The organism is Priestia sp. YIM B13491, assembly GCF_042787605.1.
Taxonomy (GTDB): domain Bacteria; phylum Bacillota; class Bacilli; order Bacillales; family Bacillaceae_H; genus Priestia; species Priestia megaterium_E.
The window spans coordinates 303,092-326,895 of record NZ_JBHZOR010000005.1; the positions used below are offsets into that span (position 1 = coordinate 303,092).

18 protein-coding genes are annotated in these 23,804 nt (G+C 38.4%); 3 read left to right on the top strand and 15 right to left on the bottom strand.

What is annotated here, in order from left to right; all coding sequences use genetic code 11:
* Positions 1-62: 62 nt before the first annotated feature.
* The 11 genes from cydC to proB all read right to left on the bottom strand — a co-directional run bounded on the left by cydC (position 63) and on the right by proB (position 12,088).
* On the bottom strand, positions 63-1,808 hold the full coding sequence (gene cydC / locus ACFX4E_RS20045; protein ID WP_377238087.1) for a thiol reductant ABC exporter subunit CydC: 1,746 nt from the start codon (positions 1,806-1,808) through the stop codon (positions 63-65).
* Entirely contained in the window at positions 1,808-3,520 is a 1,713-nt protein-coding gene (cydD, locus tag ACFX4E_RS20050) for a thiol reductant ABC exporter subunit CydD (RefSeq protein ID WP_377238088.1), read from the bottom strand. Before cydD ends, cydC begins: the two co-directional genes overlap by 1 nt.
* A complete protein-coding gene (cydB, locus tag ACFX4E_RS20055) occupies positions 3,520-4,536 on the bottom strand; it encodes a cytochrome d ubiquinol oxidase subunit II (RefSeq protein WP_098333893.1) in 1,017 nt (338 codons plus the stop codon). Before cydB ends, cydD begins: the two co-directional genes overlap by 1 nt.
* Positions 4,523-5,929 (bottom strand): cytochrome ubiquinol oxidase subunit I, encoded by a 1,407-nt coding sequence (locus ACFX4E_RS20060; RefSeq protein ID WP_279620069.1) that lies wholly within the window; start codon positions 5,927-5,929, stop codon positions 4,523-4,525. The genes cydB and ACFX4E_RS20060 overlap by 14 nt, the downstream gene beginning before the upstream one ends.
* A gap of 301 nt (positions 5,930-6,230) precedes the next feature.
* Positions 6,231-6,686, bottom strand: a complete 456-nt coding sequence (locus ACFX4E_RS20065) for a threonine/serine exporter family protein (protein ID WP_013059882.1) — start codon at positions 6,684-6,686, stop codon at positions 6,231-6,233.
* A gap of 14 nt (positions 6,687-6,700) precedes the next feature.
* Positions 6,701-7,462 carry a threonine/serine exporter family protein gene (locus ACFX4E_RS20070; protein ID WP_013085528.1) on the bottom strand — a complete coding sequence of 254 codons (762 nt, stop codon included), beginning with the start codon at positions 7,460-7,462 and terminating at the stop codon, positions 6,701-6,703.
* A 144-nt stretch (positions 7,463-7,606) separates the two neighbouring features.
* Positions 7,607-8,617 (bottom strand): substrate-binding domain-containing protein, encoded by a 1,011-nt coding sequence (locus ACFX4E_RS20075; RefSeq protein WP_028409738.1) that lies wholly within the window; start codon positions 8,615-8,617, stop codon positions 7,607-7,609.
* 87 nt (positions 8,618-8,704) lie between these two features.
* On the bottom strand, positions 8,705-9,490 hold the full coding sequence (locus tag ACFX4E_RS20080) for an alpha/beta hydrolase (RefSeq protein ID WP_028409739.1): 786 nt from the start codon (positions 9,488-9,490) through the stop codon (positions 8,705-8,707).
* 257 nt (positions 9,491-9,747) lie between these two features.
* Positions 9,748-9,885 (bottom strand): hypothetical protein, encoded by a 138-nt coding sequence (locus ACFX4E_RS20085; RefSeq protein ID WP_180229530.1) that lies wholly within the window; start codon positions 9,883-9,885, stop codon positions 9,748-9,750.
* Between the two features lie 128 nt (positions 9,886-10,013).
* Positions 10,014-11,258 carry a glutamate-5-semialdehyde dehydrogenase gene (locus ACFX4E_RS20090; RefSeq protein ID WP_098333890.1) on the bottom strand — a complete coding sequence of 415 codons (1,245 nt, stop codon included), beginning with the start codon at positions 11,256-11,258 and terminating at the stop codon, positions 10,014-10,016.
* Positions 11,255-12,088: a glutamate 5-kinase gene (gene proB / locus ACFX4E_RS20095; protein WP_014457700.1), complete on the bottom strand. Its 834-nt coding sequence runs from the start codon at positions 12,086-12,088 to the stop codon at positions 11,255-11,257. Before proB ends, ACFX4E_RS20090 begins: the two co-directional genes overlap by 4 nt.
* Before the next feature lie 244 nt (positions 12,089-12,332).
* Between proB and cstA the strand changes: the two genes are divergently transcribed.
* On the top strand, positions 12,333-14,141 hold the full coding sequence (gene cstA / locus ACFX4E_RS20100) for a carbon starvation protein CstA (protein ID WP_043977578.1): 1,809 nt from the start codon (positions 12,333-12,335) through the stop codon (positions 14,139-14,141).
* 275 nt (positions 14,142-14,416) lie between these two features.
* Positions 14,417-15,877: a catalase KatA gene (gene katA, locus ACFX4E_RS20105; RefSeq protein ID WP_098333889.1), complete on the top strand. Its 1,461-nt coding sequence runs from the start codon at positions 14,417-14,419 to the stop codon at positions 15,875-15,877.
* 325 nt (positions 15,878-16,202) lie between these two features.
* On the opposite strand, the gene ACFX4E_RS20110 is transcribed toward katA, so the two are convergent.
* Together ACFX4E_RS20110 and ACFX4E_RS20115 are read right to left on the bottom strand one after the other, a co-directional pair.
* Positions 16,203-18,452 carry a sensor histidine kinase gene (locus ACFX4E_RS20110; RefSeq protein WP_098526034.1) on the bottom strand — a complete coding sequence of 750 codons (2,250 nt, stop codon included), beginning with the start codon at positions 18,450-18,452 and terminating at the stop codon, positions 16,203-16,205.
* The gene (locus ACFX4E_RS20115) at positions 18,430-19,119 is read right to left on the bottom strand and encodes a response regulator transcription factor (protein WP_098333887.1); all 690 of its coding nucleotides are present in this window, start codon (positions 19,117-19,119) and stop codon (positions 18,430-18,432) included. The genes ACFX4E_RS20110 and ACFX4E_RS20115 overlap by 23 nt, the downstream gene beginning before the upstream one ends.
* A 250-nt stretch (positions 19,120-19,369) precedes the next feature.
* Here ACFX4E_RS20115 and ACFX4E_RS20120 point away from each other — a divergent pair, with 250 nt between their 5' ends.
* Positions 19,370-20,821 (top strand): alpha-amylase, encoded by a 1,452-nt coding sequence (locus ACFX4E_RS20120; protein ID WP_098333886.1) that lies wholly within the window; start codon positions 19,370-19,372, stop codon positions 20,819-20,821.
* A gap of 29 nt (positions 20,822-20,850) precedes the next feature.
* On the opposite strand, the gene ACFX4E_RS20125 is transcribed toward ACFX4E_RS20120, so the two are convergent.
* Both ACFX4E_RS20125 and ACFX4E_RS20130 read right to left on the bottom strand, forming a co-directional pair.
* Complete coding sequence (locus ACFX4E_RS20125; RefSeq protein WP_028411930.1) at positions 20,851-22,284, bottom strand: anion permease; 1,434 nt, start codon at positions 22,282-22,284, stop codon at positions 20,851-20,853.
* A 275-nt stretch (positions 22,285-22,559) separates the two neighbouring features.
* Positions 22,560-23,759 (bottom strand): class I SAM-dependent rRNA methyltransferase, encoded by a 1,200-nt coding sequence (locus ACFX4E_RS20130; protein ID WP_098333885.1) that lies wholly within the window; start codon positions 23,757-23,759, stop codon positions 22,560-22,562.
* Between the last annotated feature and the right edge of the window lie 45 nt (positions 23,760-23,804).

Below are 23,804 nucleotides of genomic sequence, written 5' to 3' on the forward strand. Positions count from 1 at the left end.
ATTTTACTCGTGTTTGTCGAATTTCACTTTATGATCAAATAATAAAAAGCCTTTAGCTTCTGCTAAAGGCTTTTTGCCGGATGATCCAATTCATATAGCTTTTGATAGTGACTGTTCGTCGCAAGCAATTCGTCATGCGTTCCTCGAATAGCTATCTTACCATCTTGCAAAAATAAGATTTCATCCATTTTTTCCATCCCAACTAAATTATGCGTAACCCATATTAAGGTTTTGTCTTGAAGAGTTTCAAAGATAGTGGATAACAAGCGCTTTTCAGTCATAGCATCCAACCCTGCAGTTGGCTCATCTAGCATAACAATTGGCGTATGCTGAAGCAGAACACGTGCTAACGCAATCCGCTGACGTTCACCTCCTGAGAAGCGCTGACCTGTTTCAAGCATCGGCGTTTGATATCCTTGGTGCAAACCTTCCACAAGGGAGTGCATATTCACTTGCTTCATGACCTCAATTACTCCTTCTTTTGTGGCCTCTTCATTAGCTAGTAATAAATTGTTGGCTACGCTTGTATTAAATAAATAAGGATTTTGATTTAATACAGAGATGAGTTTTGGTACATCTTCACGAACTTCAGCAACAGACTGACCGTTTAGCTGAACTGTACCTTCTGTAGGTACTAAGGAGCCTTGCAGCAACTTTAATAGAGTCGATTTTCCAGCTCCACTCTTGCCAAGAATCGCAATTTTTTTCCCTTGCTCGACTTGAAATGAAAGATCATGAATGACTGACTTCTCCTCATTACTATAGCGAAAGCTTACATGCTCAACTTTTAATCTAACCGAATTCCATGAACCTTTATAAGGTAGAGAAAGAGTATGTTTTTTCTTTTCGTTCACAGCTTCCCAGTTCTTTTCCATTGTCTGTACTCTATTTAATGATTCTTCAAACTGAGGAATCTTTTCTACCGCATTAGATACTGGCAGCAGCGCTTCAGATAAAGGAAATACTACTAAAATAAAAGCAGCAATAAACACACCTGCAAGCTCTTTATCTGCAAAAAGAGAAGCCCCAAACCAAATCATTGTGACAATTAAACCTGCTACAATAAGTTGTCCAAACAATTCTCGGTAATACGTCCATAGTTTAAGCTTGCGATCCATGCCGTCTAACTCATTTTCTGTTTTGTTATACGAATGAAAAAATGATTGCTGCTGACCGCTTAACACCCAATCAGCCACTCCTAAAAAGCCGTCTGTGACCTTGGCATATAACTGTGCTTTGCTTGATTTATATCGCTGATTGGCTGCCTTCATATGCCAAAGGGAAAAAAGCGGCATCACTACTACTAATAAAAATAAATAGATGGCAAGCAAACATGCAAACTTTAGGCTAAAGAATCCTAAAGCTACAATCGAAATAACGTATAAAATAACAGCTGAAATTGTTGGAAGAATGGTACGCAAGAACAAGTCTTGTAAACTTTCAATATCTTCCGCGAGAACGCCTAAAACATCTCCTGTTTGATAGCGAGATGTAGCAATTAACGGTTCAATCAAATGATAAAGACGTGTACGCATTTTAGCTAAAATGCGAAGAATAAAATCGTGACTGACAAGACGCTCCGCATAACGGAAAGCGGCTCGGCTTAAACCAAATGTACGCACAAGTACAATTGGAACATACACCAATAAAATCGTTTCTGGCCGTAAGGAAGAAGCTGAAATCAAATAACCTGACGTGAACATTAGCGCGCAAGCAGAACCAATCGTTAACATGCTTAGTAATAAGATAGAAAAGATACGATATTTATATGTTTTAAAGTAGTGCCATATCCAACTTTTATATTTCATCATATCTCCTCCTCTTCATGTAAAAATTGATAGTAAGCTCCTTTTTTTTGAATCAGTTCTTGATGATTACCGATTTCTGCAACCTTTCCGTCCTCTATTACAACAATGAGATCCATGTCTTTCATCCAATGCAGACGGTGCGTAGCTAAAATAAATAACTTATCCTGGAACATCGTTAAAATATCTTGCTTTAATTCATATTCCGTTTCAATATCGACTTGTGCCGTTGGTTCATCAAGCATAATAATAGGACGGTCGCTTAGAAATGCCCTTGTTAGAGCAATCCTTTGAGCTTGGCCGCCGCTAAGCTGTCGTCCCCCATCCCCTATCATTTCATTTTCCTTCTTAGGCATCTGTTGAACCGTTGATAAAAGTCCTGCTTTCGTTAAAGCATCTTCATAATCATATGAGCCGCCTCTGTCTTGATAAAATTCAATATTTTCTTTTACTGTTCCATTAAAAATAAATGGGTGCTGAGGGATATACGTAATCTGCTTTTGCCAAGCATCTGAGCGTAAATCAATTGGCACGCCGTTTACTTCAGCAGAGCCTTCTGTAGATTGTACAAAGCCGCTTAGTATATCAATAAGCGTCGATTTTCCAGCTCCGCTTTTTCCGATGATTCCAATTTTCTTCATTCCTTTAACATGCAGTGACACATCTTCAAGAGAAGGTGGATGCTCTTCGTCATATTTTACAGTGATATGCCTTAATTGAAGTTCACTGTTTTCAGTCCAACTAGGAACATCTTCTTTTTTAGCCGGCGATTTTTCAGCCTGCTTCACAATCTTAACTAATGCATCTCCGGATTCTTTTCCATCTAATGTTGCATGGTAATCATTTCCGACTTCTCGTATCGGCAGGAAATATTCAGGCGCCAGCAATAAAATCATAAGTGCAGGCTCTAATGTCATAGACCCGTTTATGAGCCGCAAACCAAGCATAACAGCCACGATGGCTACAGATAACATCGTAAAGAAATCTAAAGCAAACGTAGATAAAAAAGCAATTCGGAGCGTTCCCATTGTCGCTTTTCGATAACGGTCACTGACTCTTTCAATCGTTTCAGCATGTTTCTTACTTTTCCCGAGAAATGTTAAAGTTTCTAACCCTCGAAGCGAATCTACAAAGTGGTTGGACAACACGTGATATGTCTCCCATTGGCTATCTATTTTTTTTTGTGCAGCCAATCCAAGCAAAATCATAAATAAAATTAAAATTGGCATGGTCACAAGTAAAATAATGCCTGAAAGCCGATCATGGTACCAGACGAAAGCAAGCACTAGCCAAGGTGTAACGCTAATGGCGGCCAATTTAGGCAAAAACAGCTCGAGATAAGCGCGAAGCTTCTGTAGGCCTGTGGTGATGAGCGTCACCAAGTTTCCTGTTCCTTCATCTTTGGTAAAACGCGGTCCTAATGAAAAAATGCTTTGCATGACTATCAAACGAAGTTCCTGCGTCGTTTTGACTCCAAATTGATATGCTGTTTTTTTTACTATAAAACTTACGATCTGACGAATCATAAAGGCAGACAAAAACAATCCGATTGCTTTTGTCTGCGAAGTTAAACTTTCACCATGAAAAAGAGCGGTAATTACTTCGGCGAGCCACTTAGCTTGAAAAATAATGGCTACACTTTGAATAGTAATAAGCCCTATTAACATGGCAAGAACCATTTTTATTCCGTTGTAAACCATTAAATTTCTACCCATTAATACTCCATATGCTCCTTATGATCTACACGTTTTCTGAAAACGTAGTAGCTCCAAATTTGATAACCTAACACAAAAGGCAGTAATGCAATAGCAGCGTAAGACATAATTTTTAAGGAATAATTCCCTGATGCTGCATTATGAATCGTTAAACTATAGCTTTCATTGATTGAACTAACCAAAACGGTTGGAAACAATCCTACAAATATAGAGGAAATTGATAAAATTAAAATTAAGCCAGACATAGCAAATGCCCATCCATCTTTTTTACGTGTAAGGAAAAATCCTGCTAGTAAATACACGAAAATACCGATGAAAAATGTATATAGCATCAAGCGGCTATGATTACTGAATATATCTGTTTCAAAAAACGTCATGCCTGAAAAGATAAGAAGTAATAAGGCATTTATAGGCAAAAGCTTCATAGCGACTTTCCGTGAACGATCTCTAATATCGTCCATCGTACGGATCGTGGCAAAAATAAGTCCGTGCCATAAGCAAAGCATTGTTAACGTAACGCCGCCTGTGATGGTATATAGATTAACAATATCCGAAAAGCCCGCATTCATTTGCATGTTGCGCTCAACAGGCAGTCCTTTCATTAGCGCTGAAAATAAGATACCAAAAATGAGCGGTGGAAAAAGACTTCCAAAGAAGATAACCCAATCCCATGCATTTTTCCACGCTTGTTTTTCAACTTTCCCTCGAAATTCAAATGCTACACCGCGGCCAATAAGCGAAAGCAAAAGAAGAACAAAAAGAACATATGACCCGCTTAATAGCGTTGCATACCAGTTTGGAAAAGCGGCAAACATAGCACCGATTGCTGAAATTAGCCAAACTTCATTTGCATCCCAAAAAGGACCGATTGTATTAATAAAAGCTCGTCGCTCTAAGTCGTTTCTTCCTAAAAAACGAGACACCATTCCAATCCCAAAATCAAAGCCTTCTAAAAAGATAAAACCAACAAACAGAATGGATACTAGTAAATACCAGAATTCATTAAGAGAAAACATTGTATCCCTCCTTTGTAAATGGATCAGTTGATACTACTTTTGTATGTGCTTCGTGATCATGATCTGGACCTTTTTTAATTTCTTTAACAAACAAGAACACCATAATCACAGCTAAAATTAAATAAAAGAACGAAAACGAGATAATAGAAAACAGCAATTCACCTGCTGTTACACCAGGAGACACGGCATCTTCCGTTTTCATATAGCCAAATACAACCCAAGGCTGGCGGCCAATCTCTGTCATAATCCAACCTGCTGAGCTTCCAAGGAACGGAAAGGCAATGGCAATCGTCATAATACGTAAAAATAGTTTGCTTTCTTGAAGTTTTTTACGAGAAAGCAAGTACGTGCCCCAAATGCCTAATGCACATAATACGCCACCTAGACCAGCCATAATGCGGAAACTCCAAAATGTTGTCCGAACGGGTGGAATATAATTTCCTTCTCCATATTTCGCCGTATACTGCTCCTGCAGCTCGTTCATCCCAGGAACGGAACCTGAAAATTTCCCGTATGATAAGAAGCTTAATAAATAAGGTATTTTGATTTCCCCCGTATTTTTCTTTTCATCGGGGTGAATATTTGCTGTCACCGTCCAAGCGCCTGGACTTCCGCTGTTTTCCCATAATCCTTCACTTGCGGCCATTTTCATCGGCTGTGTTTTAACTAAGTATCCAGCCTGTTCATGACCAGATAACGCAATTCCTACGCCTGAAACTAACCCTACAATAATGGCAACTTGAAATGATTTTTTGGCAAAAGCCAAATGTTTTTTCTTCAAGAGCATAATGGCACTGACACCCGTGATAAAAAAGGCGCCTGTTGCAAACGAACCTAAAATGGTATGAGGGAATTCAACCCACAGCTGACCGTTTGTTAACAATTTAAAGAAGTCATTCATTTCTAAACGGCCATTATTTAGCTCCATTCCAACCGGATGCTGCATAAAAGAATTAGCCGTTAAAATAAAGAACGCCGAAAAAATAGTACCTAGACTAACAAGCCAAATACATAGACAGTGCAGCCATTTAGGCAAACGATCCCACCCGAAAATCCACAGTCCAAGGAAAGTGGACTCCATAAAAAACGCGAGCAGTGCTTCAATAGCAAGCGGCGCACCGAATACATCTCCTACAAACCTTGAGTACTCTGACCAGTTCATGCCAAACTGAAATTCTTGTAAAATACCTGTTACGACTCCGACAGCAAAGTTAATCAGGAATAAGTGCCCCCAAAACTTTGCCATCTTTTTATACTGTTCATCTTTTTTTACTACGTACATCGTTTCCATGATCGCTACTAAAAAGACAAGGCCGATAGATAGCGGTACAAAGATAAAATGAAACAGCGTCGTTGATGCAAATTGAATACGTGATAGTATAACTGTATCCATCTTTTTTCTCCTTTCATATATAAGAACATTCATCATTTCCATAGATACTTTGCTCATTTCTGAGCATCTTTTACTTACATTGTGAAACATTGAGCATAATAATTCGAGAGATATGCTCAATGTTTCACATACATATGTAATATCTCTCTTTCTATTTACATAGTATAGTCTATTTTTTTAGCTATGCACGTACATTTTTTGAACGTTTTTAGACTAAAACGTGACTTTCTTGTGACAAAAAAGTGAAGGATCTCTTTATTTTTCTCATAAAAAAAGCACGCTCTGATTTGAGCTTGCTTCTCTACGGTCGATATTTTGCTTTGGCATTTAATTTAGACTGACGAATGATTTGGTTGATGACTTCAGAAAACACAATACCAATGGCAATTGAACCTGAAATCATAAAGGCTTTTGCTGCAAGACTAATCGCTTCATTATAGTTATTTTCTACAAAGTTACGCATGGCATCGTATGCTGTTCCTCCCGGAACTAGCGGAATAATACCTGCTACGGTAAAAATAATGATCGGCGTTCGATAAATTTTTGCGTAAATTTGACTAATAATAGCAATAAAGAAGGCCGATGCAACTGTGCTTGGAATTTCATCTACGCCATAGAACGTTAGCAAATAGTAAATGAGCCAGCCAATCATTCCGACAAAGCCACTTTTTAATAATGATTCACGTGGAACATTAAAGATGATCCCAAATGCTGCTGAAGCAATAAAACTTGTAATTATCTGCTCTACGATATGCATATGATGCCTCCCTTCTATAGAAGCGTAAATACAATGGCAATACCTGCACCGATAGCGAATGCCGTCAGAAACGCTTCTGCTCCTTTTGATAATCCAGACAGTAAATGTCCCGCCATTAAATCTCGCACTGCATTGGTAATGGATAAGCCAGGAACGAGTGGCATAACGGACCCAATAATAATTTTATCAATTTGCGTGCCTAGTCCTGAAGCGACTAAAAGAGCTGATAAAAGTCCAATAACTAACGAAGCGGTAAACTCAGCAAAAAAGCGAATCGGAATAAGACGGTGGAAATACACCACGGTTAAAAATCCGAGACCTCCTGAAAACATAGCTGGAATAAAGTCCGTCCATAAACCTTGAAACATGATTAAAAAGCATCCGCTAGAAATGGATGCAGCTGCAAGTTGAACCCATAGTGGAAAAGCTACGTTGGTTGCTTCAATTTCTTGTAGCATTTCATACGCTTCCTCCAAGGAAATGTTTCCTTGACTGATTGTTCTTGAGACGCTATTTACCATGGTTACTTTTTTTAAATCCGTCGTTCGTTCGGAAATACGAATTAACTTCGTTTTCGTCGGTTCTTTCGTTTCAAGTGAAAACATAATCCCTGTTGGCGTCACATAGCTGTGGGATTTTTTTATACCGTAAGACGCTGCAATCCGCATCATTGTATCTTCTACTCGATACGTTTCTGCTCCGCTTTCTAACATAATTTTACCTGCTAGTAAGCTAACGTCCATAATTTCATATTTATCTAATTTTTGTTGTGTCATCAAATCGCTCCAAACATATTAAAGCTTGGTTTTTTCCCCTACAGCATACAGTGTATAAGAAAGAGGGAAGTGGACGCAATGGTTAATGCAAAAAAGTGTGGACTTTTTGTCTCACACTTTCAGGAATAGTATATACATTCCTTATCAATTCATACGTTTTGTGGTCTCACGCTCTACTAATACAGGTGCCATTTTATACTGTATCTGATCTATTTCTTGCTGATCCTGAATTTGCTGAAGTAAGAGGTTTACTGCTTTTTCAGCCATTTTTTCCATCGGTTGATGGATAGTTGTTAGTGGAGGATGCGCTTCACTAGCTTCTGTAATATCATCAAACCCTATAACAGACAAATCTGCTGGAACGTGAAGCCCGTTTTGCCACGCACAGTGTATCACTTTCAGAGCGATGTAATCCGTAGCACAAATAAGCGCAGTTGGAGGCTCTGGATGATGAGCTAGCTCATTTATAAACTGATATAGTTCATCTGAGTTATTCATATCTTCTTTCACAAACATTGCGTTTGCTGACGGTACATACTGATAAAAAAGAGACAGACGGTGCTCGACTCCGCTTACAGCTTTTCCAACGAACCCTATATTCTTATGACCAAGGTCCGTTAAGTGAGCAACAGCTAACTGCATTCCCACCGCATCATCTACATGTACAATCGGCCAAAGTGCAGAAGAGGCGTCTCCTGTAAGAGAAACGTAAGGCGTTTGATATTGTTTTAATACATCTACAAACGGATGCTGAGCAGCTACATAGTCTAATAAAATGACCCCATCAAACCAATGGTTCATCATAACATTTAATTGACGCTCAGCCGTTGTTTCTTCGTAATCCGTGTGTCCAATAAGAACGTCCATCCCTCGACTTTGGACTTGTTGCTGTACCTTTTTTAATAGTTCAATTAGAAACGGATCTTTTAAATCTCTAATTAATATCCCGATAATCCCTGTTTTTTGGGCCCGAAGAGCTGCCGCAAATGGATTCGTCTGATACCCCAAATGAGCTGCTGCTTTTAGTACTTTTTGTTTAGTTGTTTCACTAATTTTAATTTTACCTTCTTTATTATTGAAGATTCTTGATACCGTAGCTAATGAAACACCCGCTTCTTTTGCTACTTCTGTAATCGTGACTTTTTTTCTCCCCATTCGTACTGACTCCCATTTCCTTTTAGTCTATCGACCAAGTAAACATTTTTCTTTATTATACTACTAGAAGCCGGCACCACTGAAAAACTACCTTCCCTGCTTTTCACTAAACAGCCACTTTAACACATCTTGAATTTTTTGATCCCAATATGCCCAGTCGTGACTTCCTTTTCCTTCTTCATATGTAAAACAAATAGGCTCTTGCTTACAACGCTCGGAAAAACGTTTATTTTCCTGATATAAAAAATCTTCCGTTCCACAGCATTGATAAATACGCGGAGTCACTTCTCCATAGCGCCGGCGATTTTCAAGCAGCCAGAAAAGATCGTCCTCAGGTCTAATAACAGGGGGCATGCCAAAAATCAAAGGATAATCTAAGAACTGAACTTCTCCTCGCCCTCCAAGCCCTTCAACGTCCATCACTCCTGATAAACTGGCAGCTGCAGAAAATTGATGTGGTTTGCGAAACGCCCATTTTAAAGCCCCGTACCCTCCCATAGAAAGGCCAGCTACAAAATTATCTTCTCTTTTTTCCGATAACGGAAAGAATGATCTAGCCAAGTGAGGAAGTTCTTCTGTTACAAACGTCCAATACTTCTTTCCATAAGCCATATCTCTATAAAAGCTGCGATCTACATTTGGCATTACAACTGCAAGTCCTAATTCTGATGCGTAGCGTTCAATCGAAGTTCTTCTCATCCATATCGTATGATCATCAGAAAGACCGTGTAATAAATAGAGCGTAGGATGTTTCTCACTTCTTGTATTGGTTTGTAAACCAATTTGAGATTTTGTTTGCTGCGGTATCAAAACGTTCATTGAAGTACTTATTTGCAATACTTCTGAAAAAAAATCACATTGCATAAACGCCATATTTCTCTTCCCCCTATTTTTTCTTCCCTATTGGTTGATAACAAAACGTACATAATTCATATAAAAGTTAAAAAATAGTTTGATTATTTACAATTTTTAATTTAACATAAAAACATCTTTTATGAAAACGTTTTACGTATAACGTTTTTCAAATTGAAATAGTGAACCTGATTCAATGAAAATGAAGGGGGGAGTTTAGGATATACTAAATGAATCCCATCTAAAGACGAACAAATGGGATACATGAGCTAAACGGCTTATGACACCGTAGTTGATTTCCGTGCAAGACTTCGCTTTTCGCGGGCGGCCGCTGAGCCTCCTCGTCGCTTGCGCTCCTGCGGGGTCTCATCTATTCCGCTTTTCCCCCAGGAGTCTTCGTCTCGCCCTCCAATCAACTACTAGAAGAATTTAAACAGAGGAAAACTATGTTCACCCCAACAAAAAAACGAACCACTGATTAAAAATTTTGATCAGTGGTTCGTTTTTACTTTGTCTAAAATACTTTCGTCCCAGCCTCTTCTTTTTATCGAATTTGTCCATCTCCGTAAATAATATATTTTAGCGTTGTTAATTCCTTTAATCCCATCGGTCCACGCGCATGAAGCTTTTGTGTACTAATTCCGATTTCTGCCCCGAAACCAAACTCTTCTCCGTCCGTAAATCTCGTTGAAGCATTCACATAAACAGCGGCTGAATTAACGCGCTGTAAAAAACGCTGAGCATGAGCATAATTTGTTGTTACAATCGCTTCAGAGTGATGTGAACTATGAACATTAATATGAGAAATCGCTTCATCGATATCATCTACGATTTTAACCGCCATGATAAAATCCAAATACTCTTTTTTCCAATCCTCATCCCCTGCGGGAACAAGATCTGGAACGATTGTTACCGCACGTTCATCACCGCGTATTTCTACATCTTTCTCTCGTAGCGCTTGAACAATAATCGGCAAAAATTCATGAGCCGCTCGTTTATGGATAATCAGCTTTTCGGCTGAGTTACACACCGCTGGACGAGATGTTTTTGCATTAATGACAATATTGGCCGCCATGTCACCGTCATATTCTTCATCGACATAAATGTGGCAATTCCCAGTTCCTGTCTCAATAACGGGAACCGTTGCATTTTTTACCACTGCTTCAATTAAACCAGCACCGCCTCGAGGAATTAATACATCGATATATTCATTTAATTTCATTAACTCCAGTGCTGTTTCTCTCGACGTATCTTCAATAAGCTGTACGCTATGCTCAGGCAACCCTGCACTTGCCGCAGCTTGAGATAATACAGAAACAATCGCTTGATTCGAATAAAACGCCTCGCTGCCTCCGCGCAAGATAACTGCATTTCCTGCTTTTAAGCATAAGCCTGCTGCATCACACGTAACGTTTGGACGCGCTTCATAAATAATTCCTATGACACCAATAGGTACACGCTGCTGCCCAATTTGTAAGCCATTTGGTCGCTTCGCCATAGACAGCACTTCTCCGACTGGATCTGCAAGCGCAGCTACTTGGCGCAGGCCGTCTGCCATTCCGTGAATCCGCTCTTCATTTAAAGATAGGCGATCTAACATCGCTTTTGACGTGCCTTTTTGAACGGCTTTTTCTACGTCTAATTTATTTGCTTTTAAAATCGCCTCTTGTTGACTCAATAGAGCAGCCGCCATTTTATAAAGTGCCTGCTGTTTTTGTTCGCTCGTTACATTTCCTAAGAAATAAGAGGCTTCTTTTGCCTGCTTTCCTTTAAGCTGCAATTCACTCATTTCATTACTCCTTCAGCTTGTTTTAAGAATAACGTTCCAATTTCTTGGCCTTCAATAATATCTCGCAAAATACTTGGTTCTTTACCATTTGCTAGGATTAAGCTCACGCCTGCACTTGTAGCTGTTTTAGCAGCGGTAAGCTTTGTGACCATTCCGCCTGTTCCAACGTCAGTTCCACTATCTCCAGCAAAATTTTCAAGTTCCGGTGTAATGCCATCTATTACTTTCATTAACTTAGAGTTAGGGTTTTTTGTGGGGTCTGAATCAAAGAAACCGTCAATGTCAGATAAAATAACGAGTAAGTCTGCGTGAATCAAAACCGAAACAATGGCAGATAAATTATCGTTATCGCCGAAGCGCACGATGTTTTCAATCTCATCGATGGCAACCGTATCGTTTTCATTCACAATAGGAATCACTTTATCTTCAATTAATTTTTCAAACGTGTTTACAACGTTATTGCGCACATGTTCATCTTCGATTACATCCTTCGTTAACAGTACTTGACCAACGATGTGGCTGTACTCACCAAAGAATTTACTATAGATATGCATAAGCTCACACTGCCCAACAGAGGCTGCTGCTTGTTTTTCTCGAATAGAAGTTGGCTTTTCTTTTAACTTTAGTTTTTTTACTCCTACTTGAACAGCACCTGATGTAACAAGCACAACTTCTTTTCCTGCATTCATTAAATCAGATAACACACGCGCTAGTTTTTCAATGCGTGCTAAGTTAATATCTCCGTTATCATAGGTCAACGTAGATGTCCCTACTTTGACTACGATACGCTTGCTATTTTGTAACTCTTGACGATGGTTCACTCTTTTCATCTCCCTAACTAAAAACACCTAAATGCGTACTAATTTTTTTAAAAATTATAGCAGAGATTATGCGAAAAGTCTTATAGTTTTTCAAAGGGAATTTGAACTTTCTAATTTTTTAAATAATTAAGGGAAAAACTGGTGATAAAAGCGCTTTCTTCTTTTATAATGAAAGTTGTAAGGGGAACACACAATTACATAACGTTGTGTAGTAGTACAAACATCAGACAACTAAGGGATAGGGGGATTTGTAATGAATGCGGTTACGATTGTTATTGGATCTATCTGTATTTTAATGATTGCGTATCGGCTATACGGAACATTCATGGCTGTTAAGGTCTTGAAACTAAACGATTCGCAAAAAACGCCAGCACATGAGTTTGAAGATGGGAAAGATTATGTGCCAACCAACCGATGGGTAACATTTGGTCATCACTTTGCAGCTATTGCAGCTGCTGGTCCGCTTGTTGGACCTATTTTAGCAGCTCAGTTTGGCTATTTGCCCGGACTGCTCTGGCTTTTAATCGGAGCTGTAATCGGAGGAGCCGTTCACGATGCAGTTGTGTTATTTGCATCTATGCGCCAAAAAGGCCAGTCGCTTTCCGAAGTGGCTAAAAAAGAGCTAGGACCGGTCGCTGGTTTTTGTACAGGTTTAGCTATGCTTTTTATCATTACCATCACAATGGCCGGTTTATCTATGGTCGTGCTACACGCACTTGAGAAAAACCCTTGGGGTACATTTGCTGTTGGAATTACGATTCCGATCGCAATGGGGGTGGGTATTTACCACAAAAAAACCGGTAATTTAAAAGCGGCTTCTACCGTCGGCTTCATTTTAATTTTAATCGCCGTATTTAGCGGTCCTTATATTCAAGGAACAGCTTTAGGAGATTTTTTAACGCTAGATATTAAAACACTTTCAATTATTCTTCCCGTTTATGCATTTTTCGCAGCGGCCTTGCCCGTTTGGCTGCTTTTAGCACCTCGAGATTATTTAAGCAGCTTTATGAAAATTGGTGTCTTTATCGCGCTGATCGTAGGCGTGTTTTTCGTAAACCCAGCAATTCCATTTCCTGCAGTTACTGAATTTATTCACGGAGGCGGCCCTATTTTAGCAGGACCTGTGTGGCCGTTCATTTCCATTACGATCGCCTGCGGTGCTATTTCCGGCTTCCATGCATTTGTTGGTTCAGGAACAACTCCTAAGATGCTCGACCGTTGGAGTGACATTAAAGTTGTAGGCTTCGGCGCGATGTTAGTCGAATGCTTAGTAGGAATTATGGCGTTAATTGCCGCAACAGCTTTACATCCTGGAGACTATTTTGCAATCAACTCTACACCTGAAGTGTTTAAAACGCTCGGCATGAACGTGACAGCTCTTCCTCAGCTTAGCCAAGAGATTGGTCTAAACTTAGAAGGCCGTACAGGCGGCGCTGTTACACTGGCTGTAGGAATGACATATATCTTTACAGAAATTCCTTGGTTCAGCCACCTGTCTTCTTACTTTTTCCAATTCGTCATTATGTTTGAAGCAGTGTTTATTTTAACTGCTATCGACGCGGGTACACGCGTTTCTCGCTATTTAATTCAAGACTTTTTCGGTGAATTTTATAAGCCATTGAAGCGAGTAGACTGGCTTCCCGGTTCCATTTTTGCAAGCGCCCTAGCCTGTTTTATGTGGGGGTACTTATTGTTCTCAGGAGATATTGGCTCAGTTTGGGCGCTGTTCGGCGTATCCAATCAGTTAATGGCCTCTATTGGTTTAATTATTGGTGCAACCGTTATTCTTAGAATTGCAGATAAACGCTCCTATATGCTTACTTGCCTTATTCCACTAGCCTACCTTTACGTAACGGTTAACTACGCAGGTTATTGGATGGTTAAGAATGTCTATTTAAATGAAGCTGCGGCAGGTTACAGCATATTAAATGCGACTCTTTCAATCATCATGCTTATACTCGGTCTCATTATTATGATTGCTGCGATTCAAAAATGGACGCAGCTTTGGCGCACGCCTCAGGCTGAACTGGCAGCGAAAGCAAACTTATCACAAAATATATAAAACAAACACGCTTGCTTATATAAGCAAGCGTGTTTTTGATAGGGTAATAGCCGGTCAAAATAATTGCACACCAGGCATTTTTATTATTAAACTAAATATACTATACAGAAAATTTTTTAAATAGTTCGTACACTTCACATGTTATATACCCCTTTGACTACATCTTAAAATTAACACTTTAAATTATAATAATTATAATTTAGTATTGATTTTTTATTTAAAAATGTTATTATTATTTCTAACATAATAAAATTCAAATAAGAGGTGGTTCTAAGATGACAACAAACAAGAATAACCTAACGACTAGTTGGGGAGCTCCGGTTGGAGATAATCAAAATTCAATGACCGCTGGTTCACGCGGACCTACTTTAATTCAAGATGTTCACCTTTTAGAGAAATTAGCCCATTTTAACCGAGAGCGAGTTCCTGAACGCGTCGTACACGCAAAAGGCGCCGGTGCCCACGGCTATTTTGAAGTGACAAACGATGTTTCAGCCTATACAAAAGCAGCTTTCCTTTCTGAAGCAGGAAAACGAACACCTCTATTTGCTCGCTTTTCAACAGTAGCTGGTGAAAACGGCTCAGCAGATACCGTTCGCGACCCTCGCGGATTTGCTGTTAAATTTTATACAGAAGAAGGAAACTACGACTTAGTCGGAAATAATACACCTGTATTTTTCATCCGAGATGCGATTAAATTTCCTGACTTTATTCATACACAAAAACGCGATCCACGCACACATTTAAAAAACCCGACGGCCGTTTGGGATTTCTGGTCTTTATCTCCTGAATCTTTGCATCAAGTTTCTATTTTAATGTCTGACCGCGGTATCCCGGCAACTTTACGCCATATGCATGGATTTGGCAGCCACACATTTAAATGGGTTAATGCCGAAGGAGATGGCGTTTGGGTAAAATATCACTTCAAAACAGAGCAAGGCGTAAAAAATCTGTCTCCAGACGTAGCTGCAAAGCTAGCTGGTGAAAATCCAGATTATCATACTGAAGATTTATTTAATGCCATTGAAAAAGGCGATTTCCCTTCATGGAAGCTGTACGTTCAGATTATGCCATTAGAAGACGCTGATACGTATCGCTTTGATCCGTTTGACGTAACAAAGGTTTGGTCACAAAAAGACTACCCGTTAATTGAAGTAGGTCGCATGGTCTTGGACCGCAATCCAGAAAATTATTTTGCCGAAGTGGAGCAAGCTACATTCTCACCTGGAACGCTTGTGCCGGGAATTGACGTATCGCCTGATAAAATGCTGCAAGGCCGATTATTCGCATACAGCGATGCACATCGCTACCGCGTGGGTGCTAACCATCAAGCGCTACCGATTAACCGTCCGCGCAGCGAAGTAAATAACTATCAGCGTGACGGCCAAATGCGCTTTGACGATAACGGCGGCCGTTCTGTTTATTATGAGCCAAACAGCTTTGGCGGCCCGACAGAATCACAGGAAAACAAACAAGCAGCATACCCTGTTTCAGGCGTTGCCGATAGTGTTGCATATGATCATAACGACCATTACACACAAGCAGGTGACTTATACCGCCTTCTAAGCAAAGACGAGCGTACACGACTAGTTGCAAACATCGTTGAAGCTATGAAACCTGTAGAAAAAGAAGAGATTAAACTGCGTCAAATTCAACACTTCTACAAAGCGGATCCAGAGTATGGAACACGCATTGCAGACGGTTTAGGATTATCTGTTCCGCAGCAAGTAAAATAAATTTATCTGTTTTCTAAATGAAAAAATAAGAGTATTTTTCTCATTTTAGATTATCATTTATTCTCAATTAGTTTAACATTTTATCAATAAATAAGTATCCATATTTTATGGATACTTATTTAAATTCTTGTAAAAAGAGGAAGGGATGAAGAAATGATTGGACAAGAAATAAGATGTAATCAGTGTGATAGAGAAATAAAAGTACTAAAACACAGTACGCTTTGCGGTTGCGGAATAAAATTACGAACGCTAAAAAAAGAGAAGCAACCAGCATAGTGAGGTTGCTTCTCTTTTTCGCTAGATATGCTGTTTATATTCACTGACATTAAAGAGTAATCGTTACTTTAAATAAATCTCCGTCAATTTTAATATTCAGTTCTCCTCCGTGCAAATCAATAATTGACTTAGCAATAGCTAACCCAAGTCCCGAGCCATCGGTTTGTCTTGAAGTGTCCCCTCTTTTAAATCGTTCAAACAGCTCATCTGCCTGCTCATTTAATTCATATTTACTTACATTTTTAAATGTTAGTTTCACTTGTTCGTTTATTTCTTGAACAGAAATATAGACACGCGTTTGTTCAAGTGAATATTTCAATATATTCTCTATCAAATTGTCAAATACTCTCCATAATTTTTGACCATCTACAGTAGAAAATATTGGATTTCCGAGAGATTGAATACGAAATTGCAGAGTTGAATCTTCAATTGCTTCATTATATTCAGCCAAAGCCTGATGAAGAAGCTGGTTAATATCAATTTTGTCTTTATGCAATTCTACATTTCCACTTGCCATTTTTGACACTTCAAATAAATCATCGATAAGTGTCTGTAACCGTTTTGATTTACGGTCAATAATTTCAACGTAAGCATGTTGTTCGTCCGAAGTAAGATCTTGCGACTTTAGCAACGCTGTATATGTCATAATAGAAGTCAATGGTGTTCTTAAATCGTGACTGACGTTGGTAATTAACTCTGTTTTCAAGCGTTCACTTTTAACTTGAACATGCTGAGATGTTTGAATCTGCTGCTGGATATGATTTATATTTAGCGCTGCTTGAGTCAAAGCTGATTTTCCTTTGATAGGTAACGGCTCTTTCCACTCGGCTGTGGCAATTTGATCAATTGAGATAATAATTTTATTTAAATAATTAACTCGTAGCATAAGCAGTATCAAAGTAACCACTCCTACAACACTGCCTATAGCTAAGTACATTATGGATACTTGTTCTGCAAACATAGATCCACTAGTCAATAGAGCTGCAACAGCAAACACGGCAAACACTAAAAGCAGCACTACAACCATTACATGCATGCCAATATGTCTGATAATAAAAATAGCTTGAAGAAAATAAATTACTTGATAAACACACGTTCTTTTATATTCTTCTTTTATATCATCTATTGTACGTATACGCTGAAACAGTAGAAATACTTGAAGTGCCCATAGAGAAATAGCTATAGATATTGCTATCATATAAAAGAAGAACGTAGCAACATGCTTATATGATTCTAATACAGAAGCAGGATAGCCGTTCAGAACTAGACTTAATGTAAAAAATGAGTATAAAAGAAAAACAATTATACAAATATCTAAAGGTATTTTTTTATAAACCCTCTGTACTGCAGTTTGTCTTGTTATTTCTTTTAAATGTCCAGTTATTGTTTTTTTATAAATAAAGTAACCTAGTAACAGAGCTAGTATCCCTGAAAATGCATACACGAGAAACGCTACATTTTGATGATGATAATAGTTATATTCATCAAATAAAGGACTAATGAAGGTTTCTTTTTCAGGAACAGCAATTATACCCGTAAACTTCTGCTTTAAATACCAGGTTGGGATCTCTGAGTCTACCTCACTGCTTAACGATGAATTTTTATATTCATCTGCTTGGAACACAAGCGGTGATTGAGCTGAATAAGTATGTTTATACAATATATTTTTCTTTTTTACTAATTGATTAACATCTTCTTTTCCTGCGTTTTGGATGTTCGTGTATATTTTGTTTGTGTTCCTATCTTTTAAATAATACACGATGTCTTTTTTATATTGAGATAATGTTTCTTGTCGATCAAAAGCTTCGTCATATAGTTTCTTCATTTCCAGTTTTTTGTTTTTCTCTATTTCTTCTCGAACGAATTGATCATCTTGAAACTTTTTTTGAATGTTTTTAACTTCTAGATCCTGCTGCTTTATATAGGCATCTTCAACGTTTTTGCTCTTGGCCTGCTTAGCGTCTTCTATTTTTTCTTCATATTTATCGTGCACGTTTTTTATTTGTTCTGTTAATGTTCCTTCCGTATATCGATACGACTCAATCTCTTCTCCTGTTATCTTATTCGCATTAACGGTATTCTTATCTTTTTGTGTCAATTCTAAAAGGTAGAGATCATTTGTAAAACGACTTATTTGCTTTTTGAAGTCTTCTGATTTTACATAGCTGCTTTTTTGTAAATAGTTTGTTTTTAATAGATTATGCACGTTGCTAATTGAAGAAATAGTTGCTCCTAAACCAAATAAAAACAAGATAATCCCTATAGCTGAAATGACGCTACTTTTCCATTTTGTATCCAAGTCCCCACACAACCTTTACATACCTCGGATTTTTTGGTTCAATCTCAATTTTTTCTCTTATTTTTCTAATGTGTACCGCTACTGTATTTTCTGCGTTGTAGCCTGGTTCATTCCATACGCGTTCATAAATATCATGTATAGAAAAAACTCTCCCTGCATTTTTCATTAATAACTCTACAATTTTATACTCAATGGGAGTCAGCTTAATGAACACCCCGTCAAGAGTGACGGACTTAGCCTCAATATCAAGTACGAGACCTCGGATATCAATCGTCTTTGTTTCCTCATATGTACCTAATGTTACATATCTTCTTAACTGTGATTTAACTCTCGCTATCAGTTCTAATGGATTAAAAGGCTTTGTCACATAATCATCTGCTCCTACCTGCAGACCGAGCACTTTATCTGCATCTTCGCTTTTAGCGCTCAGCATAATAATCGGGATATTTTTTTGTTCTCGGATTTTAAACGTCGTTGAAATGCCGTCTTGCCTTGGCATCATAATATCAAGAATAATTAAGTGAACTTTTTCTTTATTTAGTATCTCTATGGCTTCGATTCCATCTTTGGCCGTAAAGACTTTAATACCTTCATTTTTTAAATAAATAGCAATGCCATTACAGATTTCTTGCTCATCGTCTACGACTAAAACCACATATTCGTTCATTGATTTCTCACACTCCTTTCAAAAGTATATCATGGGTCATTTCGTCTATGGATTTTATTGTAAACTGCATTTCTTAAGAAAAAGGAAGGGGAAATCTTAAGATTTTCTTAAGCTTCATATGTTGAAAAAGGTTTAAAGAATAGGGATAACAGGAACGTTAAAAGAAAAAATATAATCAATTCCTCATTTGATTCTAAAGAACTATCCGTGAGCGATTATATCTTTTTATTTAAAAGGAGGATGATTTAACTTGGAACGGAATCATACAATTATGCAATTTTTCGAATGGCATGTGCCAGCTGATGGCGAGCATTGGCAACGCCTTAAAGAGCTCGCTCCTCAACTAAAAGAACAAGGAATTGATTCCGTGTGGATTCCCCCGGTTACAAAAGGTGTTTCATCAGAGGATAATGGCTACGGCGTTTACGACTTATACGATCTTGGCGAATTTGATCAAAAAGGAACCGTTCGTACAAAGTATGGAACCAAGCAAGAGCTGCATGAAGCGATTGATGCCTGTCATAATCATGGAATTAATGTCTATGTGGATATTGTAATGAACCATAAAGCTGCAGCAGATGAAAAAGAAACGTTTCACGTCATTGAAGTGGACCCCATGAACCGAACAGAAGAAATTTCTGAACCTTTTGAAATTGAAGGGTGGACAAAGTTTACATTTGAAGGGCGCGGCGATCAATATTCTTCTTTCAAATGGAACTTTAATCATTTTAACGGCACTGATTACGATGATAAAAATGGAAAAGAAGGCGTTTTTCGTATTGCCGGAGAAAACAAAAGCTGGAACGAAAATGTGGATCAAGAGTTTGGCAACTACGATTATTTAATGTTTGCGAATATTGATTACGATCATCCTGAAGTTCGAGAAGAAATGATCAAATGGGGAAAATGGTTAGCAGACACTCTGCAGTGCGACGGTTATCGATTAGACGCCATTAAACATATTAACCACGATTTTATTAAAGAGTTTGCCCACGAATTGTCCTCTTCTCAAGAAAAGCCCTTTTATTTTGTGGGAGAGTTTTGGAATCCAGAGTTAACAGCCTGTCAGGAATTCCTAGACGTGATTGATTATCAAATCGATTTGTTTGACGTATCGCTGCACTATAAACTGCATGAAGCCTCTCAGCAAGGAAGAGATTTTGATTTAACCACGATTTTTGATGATACATTAGTCAAGACTCACCCTTTGAATGTTGTCACATTCGTAGATAACCATGACTCTCAGCCAAATGAATCTTTAGAATCTTGGGTAGAAGATTGGTTCAAACAGAGTGCTTACGCTCTAATTTTACTTCGTGAAGACGGCTATCCTTGTGTGTTTTACGGAGACTATTTTGGAATAGGCGGAGAGCACCCAATTGAAGGAAAAGAAAAAGATATTTCCGCTCTCTTGCATGTACGCTATGACAAAGCATACGGTCAGCAAGACGATTATTTTGATCACCCGAATACCATTGGATGGGTAAGGCATGGTGTAGAGGAATTTGAGAAGTCTGGATGCGCTGTGGTGATATCAAACGGCGAAGATGGCGAAAAGAGAATGTTCGTCGGCGAGCACCGAAGTGGACAAACATGGATTGACTTCACAAACAACCGAGAAGATCAAGTTGTGATTGAAGAAGATGGCTACGGACAGTTCCCTGTCAATGGCGGCTCTGTATCCGTTTGGGCTGAAGCATAAAAAAACAGTGGCCTGCGCCACTGTTTTTTTTACCATAGACCTAGCAGTTTCCACCACAAGCCGCCAATTCCAATCCAAATGATAATATGAATAATTGAAATTAAAAAGCCGAGCGACCACCATTTTTGCTGCGTTACATATCCACTACCGAAGAACACCGGTGCCGGTCCACTGCCGTAGTGAGTTAAACAGCCAAATAAATTGCTAAAGAACGCTAAAATTAATGCTGACAGTAACGGAGGCGCACCAGCGGCCACGATGACAGATAAAAATGCTGCGTACATAGCGCTGACGTGAGCCGTGTTACTTGCAAAAAAGTAGTGAGAATAAAAATACGCAATAGCTAGTACAATCAACGCCGTCATCCAAGACATATGACTAACAGTGCCTTTCATCAGATCACTGAACCAAGGAATCATGCCTAGATCATTTAAGAAAGTTGCCATCATAACCAAAACAGCAAACCAAACTAATGTATCCCATGCTCCCTGTTCTTTTTTGATGTCCGACCAGCTTAACACCTGTGTTAAAAGCAGCGCACATAGACCAATAAAAGCAGTTGTTGTTGCATTAATATTTAAATTAGCTCCAAAAATCCACAGCACAAGAAGAAGTAAAAATACGCCAATCATGTACCATTCTTCTTTCTTCAGTGGACCCATTTCATTTAGTTTTTTTGCTGCAATTTCAGATGCTTCCGGCGTTTCTTTTAATTCTGGCGGATACAGCTTATAAATAACAAGCGGAATAACAATTAAACTAATAATTCCAGGTACAATTGCAGCCGCTGCCCAGCCAACCCATGAAATAGTCTTGCCTGTAATTTGTTCCGTCATTTTAACCGCAAGAGGATTGGCCGCCATTGCTGTTACGAACATAGCGGATGTGATCATATCTCCTTGAAACGATACTTTTGTTAAGAAAGCGCCGACTCTGCGCTCCGTACCGTCTCCAGTTCTCGATCCGTATGTTTCGGATAAAGAACGAATGATTGGAAGAATAATTCCTCCAGCTCGTGCTGTATTAGACGGCATTGCAGGTGATAAAAGCAAGTCACTTACGATAAGAGAATACGATAATCCCAACGTCTTTTTACCGAACAAACGAACGAAGATATAGGCAACCCTTGTTCCTAGACCAGTCTTAATAAAACCTCTAGAAATAAAGAATGCAATAACGATTAACCAAATCGTCGTATTTTGAAAACCGCTGAGCGATTGTTCAAGTGTTAATGTATTAGTTAATACAATAATGGTTAAAGATAAAATAGCTACACTGCCCAATGGCAATGGTTTAATGATAAGCCCTACGATAGTAGCCACAAAAATAGCGAATAAGTGCCAAGCCTTCACATCAAGTCCGGACGGAGGTGTAATAAACCATAAAACAAGTCCGATTGCCAGACAAATTAATAAAGGAATAAATTTCACTTCGCCGGCAGGCTTTTTTGTTGTTTCAGCCATAATCTTTCTCCTTTCATGTTTTTTAATAATAGTAGTATGCTCTTTCTACTTCACACCCAATACTTATCCCATTTAAAATAAAATAATTGTAAAAATACGTTTCGTAAGGATGATATTGTAAATTTGTGAAGTGTTGAGCATAATTCCTTTATTATTTTATCATACATACTGACAATATTTATCTTTTCCCTTCATTTTATTCCCTTCAAAATAGCTTGTAAGCGTTATTTCATCACAATAAATAAGCTGCATGAGTTCATCATGCAGCCTTGTATTTAGCGATTTATTTTTTGAATAAACACGACTTTGAGATAATCACCTGACTTAAATTCTTTTATTGTTTTAAAATCAGCTGGAAGAGAGAACTGCTCCATCATTTTGTAGCGTTCCCCTTTTTCATTAAAAGCTTTTTCAATAAACGAATGGAATTTTTTCATATCAAAGTTACTTGCATTCGTAGATGCTACGATGACACCATTTGGCTTTGTAAGAGCAATGGCTTCTTTTAATAAATCTTTGTAGTCTTTTGCTGCACTGAACGTATGCTTTTTCGACTTAGCAAAGCTCGGCGGATCTAGCACCACAAGATCAAACGTCATGTTCTTCTTGACCGCATATTTAAAATACTTGAAAACATCTTCTACAATAATGTCCTGTGCTTCGTGATCAATTCTATTTACACTAAATTGCTCAATTGTTTTTGCCAAGCTGCGATTGGCTAAATCAACACTTGTTGTTTTCGCAGCTCCTCCAAGAGCGGCCGCCACTGAAAATGCGCCTGTATACGAAAACATGTTTAGCACGGTCTTTCCTTTTGCATATTTATCTCGAATCGTTTTACGGACGTCTCGCTGATCTAAAAAGACTCCCACCATCGCTCCGTCATTTAAGTAAACGGCAAAACGAATACCATTTTCTTTTACAATAAGAGGGAACTCACCTTTATCCCCTGCTACAAAATCATCTTCTTCAATATACTGACCTTTTACGTTAAAACGTTTTTTCTGGTACAGCCCTTTAAAATTAGGCGCAGACTTTAAGGCTTCAATGACGTATTCTTTAAATCGATAAATTCCTTCACTATACCAACTCATGACGTAATATCCGTCATAATAATCAATAATTAAGCCGCCGATTCCGTCACCTTCACTATTAAATACGCGAAAAGCAGTTGTGTCTTCAGACGCATAAAAATCATGACGTGATGAAATAGCTTGCTGAATTTTTCTAGCAAAAAACGCCGCGTCAATTTGCTCATTTTTCTTTTTCGAAAGAATCCATCCGTAGCCTTTGTTTTGTTTTCCATAATAGCCTTTGGCTAAAAATTGATTCTTGGGAGTGACTAAGTTAATAATAACGCCTTCTTCTTGCAGTTTATGACCATCAACAAGCGCATCTTTTTCAATGAGTGGATAACCCTTGTTCACTTTTTTAATAAAAGCTTCTTTGGCTATAACTTGTACTTCTTTTCTCATGTGTACACCCTATCTATTTAATTTATTTCATTCTAGTTCTATCCA

Excerpts from the sequence above, each read along its gene's own strand:
- cydC (WP_377238087.1), bottom strand. The coding sequence starts at position 1,808 with ATGAAATATAAAAGTTGGATATGGCACTACTTTAAAACATATAAATAT.
- cydD (WP_377238088.1), bottom strand. The coding sequence starts at position 3,520 with ATGGGTAGAAATTTAATGGTTTACAACGGAATAAAAATGGTTCTTGCC.
- cydB (WP_098333893.1), bottom strand. The coding sequence starts at position 4,536 with ATGTTTTCTCTTAATGAATTCTGGTATTTACTAGTATCCATTCTGTTT.
- ACFX4E_RS20060 (WP_279620069.1), bottom strand. The coding sequence starts at position 5,929 with ATGGATACAGTTATACTATCACGTATTCAATTTGCATCAACGACGCTG.
- ACFX4E_RS20065 (WP_013059882.1), bottom strand. The coding sequence starts at position 6,686 with ATGCATATCGTAGAGCAGATAATTACAAGTTTTATTGCTTCAGCAGCA.
- ACFX4E_RS20070 (WP_013085528.1), bottom strand. The coding sequence starts at position 7,462 with ATGACACAACAAAAATTAGATAAATATGAAATTATGGACGTTAGCTTA.
- ACFX4E_RS20075 (WP_028409738.1), bottom strand. The coding sequence starts at position 8,617 with ATGGGGAGAAAAAAAGTCACGATTACAGAAGTAGCAAAAGAAGCGGGT.
- ACFX4E_RS20080 (WP_028409739.1), bottom strand. The coding sequence starts at position 9,490 with ATGGCGTTTATGCAATGTGATTTTTTTTCAGAAGTATTGCAAATAAGT.
- ACFX4E_RS20090 (WP_098333890.1), bottom strand. The coding sequence starts at position 11,258 with ATGAGTGAATTGCAGCTTAAAGGAAAGCAGGCAAAAGAAGCCTCTTAT.
- proB (WP_014457700.1), bottom strand. The coding sequence starts at position 12,088 with ATGAAAAGAGTGAACCATCGTCAAGAGTTACAAAATAGCAAGCGTATC.
- cstA (WP_043977578.1), top strand. The coding sequence starts at position 12,333 with ATGAATGCGGTTACGATTGTTATTGGATCTATCTGTATTTTAATGATT.
- katA (WP_098333889.1), top strand. The coding sequence starts at position 14,417 with ATGACAACAAACAAGAATAACCTAACGACTAGTTGGGGAGCTCCGGTT.
- ACFX4E_RS20115 (WP_098333887.1), bottom strand. The coding sequence starts at position 19,119 with ATGAACGAATATGTGGTTTTAGTCGTAGACGATGAGCAAGAAATCTGT.
- ACFX4E_RS20125 (WP_028411930.1), bottom strand. The coding sequence starts at position 22,284 with ATGGCTGAAACAACAAAAAAGCCTGCCGGCGAAGTGAAATTTATTCCT.
- ACFX4E_RS20130 (WP_098333885.1), bottom strand. The coding sequence starts at position 23,759 with ATGAGAAAAGAAGTACAAGTTATAGCCAAAGAAGCTTTTATTAAAAAA.